This is a genomic window from Deinococcus sp., assembly GCF_030523985.1.
In the GTDB taxonomy this organism is placed as follows: domain Bacteria; phylum Deinococcota; class Deinococci; order Deinococcales; family Deinococcaceae; genus Deinococcus.
Map to the genome: position 1 here is coordinate 22,468 of NZ_JAUNHK010000022.1, position 9,018 is coordinate 31,485.

The 9,018-nt window shown below is 63.2% G+C and carries 3 protein-coding genes and 1 tRNA gene; all 4 read left to right on the forward strand.

Features of this window, described 5'->3' with window-relative positions; translation table 11 throughout:
- Positions 1-319 precede the first annotated feature (319 nt).
- The 4 genes from hflX (at position 320) to Q4C89_RS05335 (ending at position 8,865) form a co-directional block, all read left to right on the forward strand.
- Positions 320-2,038: a GTPase HflX gene (gene hflX / locus Q4C89_RS05320; protein ID WP_303101570.1), complete on the forward strand. Its 1,719-nt coding sequence runs from the start codon at positions 320-322 to the stop codon at positions 2,036-2,038.
- Between the two features lie 462 nt (positions 2,039-2,500).
- Entirely contained in the window at positions 2,501-7,903 is a 5,403-nt protein-coding gene (locus tag Q4C89_RS05325; protein WP_303101568.1) for an S-layer family protein, read from the forward strand.
- Between the two features lie 83 nt (positions 7,904-7,986).
- Positions 7,987-8,742, forward strand: a complete 756-nt coding sequence (locus Q4C89_RS05330) for a TatD family hydrolase (protein ID WP_303101569.1) — start codon at positions 7,987-7,989, stop codon at positions 8,740-8,742.
- A gap of 46 nt (positions 8,743-8,788) precedes the next feature.
- A tRNA-Arg gene (locus Q4C89_RS05335) sits at positions 8,789-8,865 on the forward strand.
- Positions 8,866-9,018 lie beyond the last annotated feature (153 nt).

Consider the following 9,018-nt stretch of genomic DNA (forward strand, 5'->3'; position numbering starts at 1 on the left):
GGCTAGGCCATTTTGCCCATGTCCCTGGTGCCGTCGCCGCGCTAGCCTGCCGCCACGATGAAGATTTTTATCTGAATGCACACGTTCTGTTCGGGGCGAAACGCTAGATTGAGCGTAATGCCTGAACGTGTCTTTTCACTGCCCGCACGATGTCGTCGGGTTGGGACTGTCGCTGCTCCCCCGCACGACCCGCAGGCAAAACCGTCACCGACAGAACTCAAATCCTCCGCGTGAGTCGAGCCGACGCTCCTCCGCCTCCCCCCTTCGCTCACGGCCTGTAGCCCGGCGCTGACGGCCCAGAAAAAGGAAGTGACCCACCATAGAAAAAGTACACGGTAACCTCTCCGGCCTCCGCCCCGCCCAGAAAAAAGCCCTGGAAAACTTATATCGCCGCCGCATCGAGCCGGGGCGCATCGGTTCGCCCGAACTCGCCCGCAATCTGGCGGAGCTGTCGCATGACGTGCGGCGCGAAGTCGGCGTGCTGATCGACCGCCGGGGCCGCGTCATTTCGGTCAGCGTGGCCGACGCCAGAGGCACCGAATTTCCCGACCTGCGTCTGGGTGAAAACCGTCTGGCGGGCTTCCACCTGCTGCACGCCCATCCCAAGGGCGGGGCGCTGAGCAAGGGCGACCTGTCCACGCTGTTCCTCAAGCGGCTGGACGCGGTTTCGGCTATCGAAGTGCAGGAGGGCGGACGCCCCGGCCTCGTCCACACCGCGCACCTGACCCCCCCCGGCACGGTGGGCGAAGAAGAAGACTGGCGCATCCTGCCGCCCGCGCAGCCCTTCGAGATCGACGACTTTGACCTGGGGGCGCAGGTGTCGGCGCTGGAAGAAGAAATCGCCCGCGCCGCCCGCACCCGCGAGGCGAAAAAGGACCACGAACGGGCCATTCTGGTGCAGATCGACCAGGGCGAATTCGACGCCGAGGAGCGCCTCGACGAACTGGGCGAACTGGCCCGCACCGCTGGCGCAGAAGTGGTCTATAAGGAACTGATTTACCGCCGTCACCTCAAACCCGGCACCCTGGTCGGCGCGGGCAAGCTCGAAGAACTGACCAGTAAGGCCTACCACCTGGACGCCGATCTCCTGATTTTCGGACAGGAACTCGGCTCGGCCCAGGCCCGTGAAATCGAGGCGGCGACGGGCCTGAAGGTGATCGACCGCACACAACTGATTCTGGACATCTTCGCGCTGCACGCGCAGGGCGTCGAGTCGCGGCTGCAAGTGGAACTGGCCCAACTGCGCTACATGAAGCCGCGTCTGCTGGGTGCAGGTGCTCAGCTCTCGCGCATCGGCGGCAGCGGGGGCAGCGCGGCAGGCGGCGCGATTGGGACACGCGGCCCCGGTGAAACCAAGCTGGAGCTGGATCGCCGCCGCATCAACGACCGTCTCAGCTTTCTGGAAAAGCAACTCGAAGGGGTATCTAACCGCCGCGAGGAACGCCGCAAGAGCCGCGAGCGCAACGACGTCCCGGTCGTGTCCATCGTCGGGTACACCAACGCGGGCAAATCCACGCTGCTCAACTCCTTTACCCACGCCGCCGAAGAGCCCCGGCGCGTGCTGGCCGAAAACAAACTGTTCGCCACGCTGCGCCCCACCAGCCGTCAGGGGTACATCGAGGGCATCGGGCAAGTGATTTTCACCGACACGGTGGGCTTTATTCGCGACTTGCCCAAAGACCTGACGCGGGCCTTCCGTTCCACCCTGGAAGAAATCGGGGACGCCGACGTGCTGCTGCATGTGGTGGACGCTGCCAGCCCCGGTGCCGACCAGCGTCAGAGCGCCGTCAACCGCATTCTGGACGACCTAGGCTTTGCCGACCTGCCGACTGTCGTGGCGCTGAACAAGGCCGACGCCGCCGACCCCGAAGTGCTGGAGCGGGAGCAGGAGCGCACCGGAGGCATTCCGGTCAGCGCCCTGAAGAACCTGGGCCTGACTGAACTTAAAGACGCCCTGGGTGACGCCATCGCCAGCGTGCAGAGGGCAGAACTGGCCCGCCAGGAAGAAGCGCGTGCAGCGCGGGTGGAGTGGCGCTGAGGAGGCCTTCGCACCCGGAATCCATTTGACGCCCGCCTGCTCTTCTCAGGCAAGACTCGCCCCCGAAGAGGGGGCTTTTTTTATCGTTCGTTTCGGCCTCTGCTACCGCTCTGAAAGATAGTTCGCATGTGCAAACTATTTTTCCGAACGGAATGAGTGAGAGAAAATACGGGTCTGGGCGACGCGGACTTGCAAAGCTGCGAAGTAAAGTCCAGACCCGTATGAATGAGCTGGCCTTGCGCTGGAGGGGGTACGACTCTGTAGGGAACCGCTGCCAAACTGTATGAATTCTGACACAACCGCCTTGCCATCATGGCCTGGAATCGGCTCTTGGCTCGCTGAAGCCATACGGAGTTCATCCGGCCTCCAACAGTTTGGTTTCTGCCTTCGGATAAGTGGGCAAGTGGAGAATCTATGAGAAGAAATCGTCTTTGGCTTGGTGCCGCATCACTGCTTTCCTTGATGGGATTTAACTCCGCTCAGGCTGCGAGTTACTGTACCGCCGTCTATTCGCTGGCCGCGCAAACAAGTGGCGGCAACAATGCGATTTATGCCCTCAACCCCACGACGGGTGCCAACTACCTGCAGTTCACCACCCAGTCGCCCGAGGCCAACGCGCTGGCTGTGGAAGTGAACAGCAACAGGATGTATTACATCGAGCGCGATACGGGATACATCGGGACTTACGACGTTCTGAGCGGCGCGACGACCCGCAAGGTGCTGTACTGGCAGTACAACGGAACCTCCTACCCGCTGACCAGCTACATGGGCAGTTTCAACAACAACTACGGGGTGATCGTAGGTGGGGCGGTCGACAGCAACAGCACCTATTGGGTGTACACCAGTCTAGGGTACATCTTCAGGTACGATCCGGCCAGGTCTGCCCTGATCTATGTCTCGCAGCTGTATTACACGTCCGGGGGATACAACTACACGCTGAACAGCACCAACGGTGACATCGTCTTCGACTCGTCGGGGCAGGCTTATGTCATTGCCGAGACCAACAGCACGCCCAGGCTGTGGAAGGTCGACCTTTCGTCGGGTGCCATGACATCGCCCGTCACGCTGACCTACAACGGCTCGTCGATGAACACAGCGAACACCTCTGCCGCCGTAACGGGCCTCGCCATCAATCCCATCTCCGGCACGATGTACATCACCCGGCAAGACCCCAACGGCAACCCGCAGTACATGTCGTTGAACCCCTCAAACGGGGTGCTGACACTGATTACCGACTACAGCGGTTCCAGCCTGCTGGACATGACGGCCTGTACGCAGCCCCCACCAGTCGCGCCCACCATCGCCAAGAGCTTTTCGCCGACCAGCGCGAGCACCGTCCCGGCCACCACCCGCCTGACGCTCACCCTGAACAACCCCAACAGCGGTCCGATTTTCCTGTACCAGGCCCTCAGAGACACCCTGCCCAGCGGCATGACGGTCGCCAGCACCCCCAACCTGAGCAACACCTGCACGGCGGCGAGCGGTAACACCGTTACCGCCTCTGCGGGCAGCACCAGCATCAGTCTCAACGACGGCGCACGGATTAATCCTGGCTCCTGCACCATCGCGGTCGATGTCACCGTCAACAACCCCGGCACCTATACCAACACCATTGCCGCTGGAACCAGCACGGGTGGCCTGAACACATCCAGCGGCGCGGCGAGCAGCACCTCGGCCACCTTCACCGCGACGGGCACCATTGACGCTGCCATTCAGAAAACTGGACCGGCCACGATCAGCCAGAACGGCACCGTCACCTACACCCTGAGGGTCTGGAACAACGGCCCCAGCGCCGCCAACGGGATCACCATCAACGACGCCGTGCCGAGCGGCCTGACGAACGTGCAGTGGAGCTGTGCCAGGACGGGTACGGCGAGCTGCGGAACGGCCTCGGGCACCGGCAACAGCATCAGCCTGAAGGCCAATTTGCCTGTCGACGGCGGCGCCACGGCCACTGCCGACACCAACTTCGTCACCATCACCGTCACCGGCAAGGCCAGCACGGCGGGCAGCATGACCAACACCGCCAGCCTCGCTTTCCCGAGCGGTTATAGCGACACCAACAGCAGCAACGACAGCAGCAGTGCCACCACGACCGTCTACCCGGTGGTCGATCTGGCCGCCGCCAAAACGGTGGACGCACCCACGGTGGGGCAAGGCGGCAAGGTCACCTATACCATCAGGGTCTGGAACAACGGCCCCAGTGCCGTCAGTGGCGCAACCTTCGCTGATGCGGTGCCGGGCAACCTGACCGGCGTGACCTGGAGCTGCGCCGCCACCGGCTCCAGCACCTGCGGAACCGCGTCGGGCAGCGGCAACACCATCAACACCACCCTGGGCAACCTCGCCGTGGACACCGGCAGCACCACCACCGCCGACACCAACTACGTGACGTTTACCGTGACCGGTACTGCGACGGGCGCAACGGGCAGCATCACCAACACGGCCACGGTCACGGCACCCAGCGGCTACAACGACAGCAGCAGTGCCAACAACAGCTCCAGCGTGACCAGCAGCATCCAGCCGGTGGCCGATGTGGCGATTCAAAAGACCGGGACGGCAACGGCAGCCATCAACGGCAACGTCAGCTACACCATCAGGGTCTGGAACAACGGGACCAGCGCCGTGAGTGGAGCAGTCCTGAGGGACACCGTGCCCAGCGCCCTGTCCAGTGTGACTTGGAGCTGTGCGGCCACAGGCACGGCGTCGTGCGGCAGTGTGACGAATGGCACCGGCAACACCATCAATCTGACCCTGGGCAACCTCGCCGTGGATACCGGCAGCCCGAGCACCGCCGACACCAACTACGTGACCCTGACCGTGAATGCCAAGGCGGGCAGCGGGGCCGACATCACCAACACTGCGACCGTTGCGGCACCCAGCGGTTACACCGACACCAACAGTGCTAACAACAGCAGCAGTCAGAAGACCCTTATCGGCACCCAGGCCGACCTGCAGATCGTCAAGACTGCCAACAAGACGAGCTACAACGTGGGCGAATTGGTGACCTATACCATCAACGTCTACAACAACAGCCTCAAAGGAACCAACCCTGAAAAGGTGACGATTACAGATATCGTCCCGAGTAGCCTGACTAATGTTTCATGGGCATGTATTTCCTATAACAACTACGGTGCTGCGCCTGGCGACTGGTATTACGATTGTGATACTACGGATGGCTCAGCGGCAGGTGCATTTGGCATCGATAACTCTAACGACGATAAGAGCGGCACGGGAAACAATATTGTTCTGCCCAACGTTAAAATGGGTGCAGACGGAACAACCCGCTATATCCAAATCACAGTGAGAGGGACGGCCAGCGCAGCGGGAATCATTGACAATACGGCCAGCGTTGTTATTAATGACGCCTCTTACGTCGATATGAAGACGGCGGACAACACTTCGACGGCAACCATCACGGCGGGCCGCGTGGCCGACGTCGCCATCAGCAAGACAGGCACCACCAGCGCCGCGCAGGGGCAGGACGTGTCTTACCAGATCCGGGTCTGGAACAACGGCAACACGGCCCTGAACGCGGGCGACGTGACCGTGACCGATACCGTGCCCAACCTGACGGGCGTGACCTGGAGCTGTGCGCCCACCGGCACGGCCTCCTGCGGCACGACCACCAGTGGGAGCGGGAACAGCATCAGCCTGAACCTGGGTGCCCTGCCGGTAGATGCCAGCACGACCACTGGCCCCGACACCAACTACGTGACCATCACGGTCAACGGCAAAGCCGGGGCCACTGGCAGCTTCCAAAACAGCGCTACCGCGACGGTGAACGGTCCGGCTGCCGCCGACAACGACACCAGCAACAACACGGCGACGGCAGCGAGCACCACCGTCACCCCCAGCGCCGACGTACAGATCACCAAGACTGGCCCGGCGAGCGCGGCTCCGGGGACGCAGATCAGCTACGTGCTGAAAATCACCAACAACGGCCCCAGCGCAGCGAACGGTACGACCTTCGCCGATCAGGTGTCGCAGTTGCTGACGGGTGTGACCGCCACCTGCCAGAGCCCCACGGGCGGCGCGAGTGGCTGCACGGTCACGGTGGGCAGCGACGACACCCAAAACCCCCCCACCAGCAATTACGTGACTGGCAGCATTTCTACTCTGCCCAGCGGCGGCAGCGTGGAAATCAGGGTGACGGGGACGGTTCCCAGCAGCCTGACCGGTACCCTGAACAATGTGGCGACCGTGAGCGCGCCGAGTAGCGTATTCGAGCCGAACACCGCCAACAACACCAGCAGCGCGGTCACCACGTCGCTCGCGCGGTCAGCCGACCTGAGCATCACCAAGGACGACGGCAAGACCAGCATCGTGGCCGGGGAACGCACCACGTACACCATCGTCGTGAAGAACAACGGTCCCAGCGACGTGAGCGGCGCGGTCTTTGCCGACACGGTTCCCAGTACGCTCCTCGCCGTGAGCTGGACCTGCACGGCATCGAACGGAGCGGTGTGCCCCGCTGACAGCGGCAGCGGCAACAACATCAGCCAGACCATCGCGACCTTGCCTGCTGGCGGCACGCTCACGTACAGCGTGGCGGGTACGGTCAACCGCACTGCGACGGGCTCGCTGACCAACACGGCGACCATCACGGCCCCCAGCGACGTGACGGACGGCACGGCGGCCAACAACAGTGCTAGCGATACCGACAGTGTCATTCCGCTGGCGGACCTTGAGATCCGGAAAGTCGGTCCGGAACAGGCCAACCTGAACGGCACGGTCACCTACACCATCAAGGTCTGGAACCAGGGACCGAACCCGGCGACTGGCGCGACCATCACGGACACGGTGCCCAGTAGCCTGACGAACGTGACCTGGACGTGTGTGGGCGCGGGGGGTGCCACCTGTGGAACAGCGTCCGGGAGCGGCAACAACATTAGCCTGAGTGCCGACCTGCCGGTGGACAGCAACGCAGCCGAAGGTCCAGACGTGGACTACGTGACCCTCAAGGTCACCGGCACAGCGACGGCGGTGGGCGACCTGACCAACACGGCCCGCGTCAGTGCGCCCAGCAGCGTGAGCGACACCAACACCCCAAACAACAGCAGCAGCTTTACCACCGCAGTCGGCAACAACGCCGATCTGGGCATCACGAAAACTGGTTCGGCCTACGCCAAGCCCGGCGAAACCGTGACCTACACCCTGACCGTGACCAATGCCGGTCCGCAGGCGGCTACCGGCGTGACCGTCACCGACACCCTGCCCGACCACCTGACCTACGTGAGCAGTACGCCAGCGGCGACTGTCACCGGTCAGACCCTGACCTGGACGCTGGGCAACCTGGACGTGAACGGCACCCAGACCATTACGGTCACCACGAAAGCGCCCGGTGAGACCACACTGGCGGGGACCCCGGCGGCCCGCAGCCTGACCAATACGGCCAGTGTGAGCGCCAGCAACGCCGACCCGCAGCAGAGCAACAATTCTTCCTCGGCCACCACGAATATGGTGTACGTGCAACTGCTGAAGTCTGTCCGGAACGTTACCAGGGGCGGGGAATTCAGCACGTCGAGCGCTGGGCTTCCCGGTGAAGTCCTGGCCTACTGCGTCGACTTCAAGAATTACGGAGGAGCCGACCTGCCCAACTTCACCATGACCGATCACGTTCCAGGCAATACCGTGGCGCTGACGACCGCCTACGACGCCGACGAACCCAGCACCGCCACCGGCTTCGGTGTCCGGCTGGTGCGCGGGGGCACGACCTCTTATCTGACGAGCGCCGCCGGTGACGACGTGGGCACCCTGAGTACCTCCGGCGGCGCGTTCGGCCAGGGGACCATGACCATAGACCTTGGCAAAGTCCTCGCGGGCGAAACGGGGACGGTCTGTTTCCGCGTGACCATCAAGTAAAACGGCTTTGAAGAGAGCGGGCAGCCCCAGCGGCTGCTCCTCTTTTTCTTCTTTCTGCCTGGGGACGCCGTACCCTGTCTCCCATGTTCGATTCCCACACCCACCTCGATTACCTCGAAGACCCGGCCTCGGCACGCGGGGAACTCGGCCTGACGGGGATGGTCTGCATCGGGGCCAGCCCGGAACATGCCCGCAACGCTGTGGCCCTGGCCGAACGGTTTGACGACGTGTGGGCGACGGTCGGTTTGCACCCCACCGACGCCGGGCAGGACTCGCCCGAAACCCGCGCCGCCATCGAGTCGTGGCTCGACCATCCCCGTGTGGTGGGACTGGGGGAGAGCGGTCTGGACGACTACTGGGACGACACCCAGCGTCCAGCGCAGCAGGCTGCTTTCGAATGGCAGCTCGACCTCGCCCAGCGTACGGGGAAGCCGCTGGTCATTCACACCCGTGACAAGGCTGGTCAGGACTCGGCCCACCGGGGCGTGATAGACACCCTGCGCGACTGGCCCGACGTACAGGTGATTCTGCACTGCTTCAGCGGACACGCGGGCCTGCTGGCCTTCGGGCTGGAACGCGGTGCCTATTTCGGTTTTGCGGGCAACACCACTTACAAGAACGCCGCAGAGATTCAGGCTGCCGCCCGCACTGTGCCGCTCGACCGCCTGCTGCTGGAAACGGACGCCCCTTTTCTGGCTCCGGTGCCCAAGCGGGGCAAACCCAACCGCCCCGGCTACGTGCGCCACACCCTGGAATTCGTGGCGGCCCTGCGCGGCATGGACGCGGCCACCCTGGAACAGGCCACCGACGCGAACACCCGGCGGGTCTACGGGATTTGAACAAGCTTGCTATACTGCCCGGCGCACCAGCGTGTGCCCGTGCAACGCACCCGTAGCTCAGTTGGATAGAGCGGCCCCCTCCTAAGGGGCAGGCCACAGGTTCGACTCCTGTCGGGTGCACCAGAAAAAAGCCCCGCCTAGCGCGGGGTTTTCGCTTTTCTGGGCTGACTCGGTGTTTTGACCATTTGGGACGTGTGACCAACCAGTCTATCTAGCTCAAGTTTTTACGGCGATTAGGGGTTGACAGTTGAGGCGGAAGGTGCGAAGCGAAGATTG

Bases quoted from the DNA above. Each gene is read 5' to 3' on its own strand.
- Q4C89_RS05325 (WP_303101568.1), top strand. From the start codon at position 2,501: ATGGGATTTAACTCCGCTCAGGCTGCGAGTTACTGTACCGCCGTCTAT.
- Q4C89_RS05330 (WP_303101569.1), top strand. From the start codon at position 7,987: ATGTTCGATTCCCACACCCACCTCGATTACCTCGAAGACCCGGCCTCG.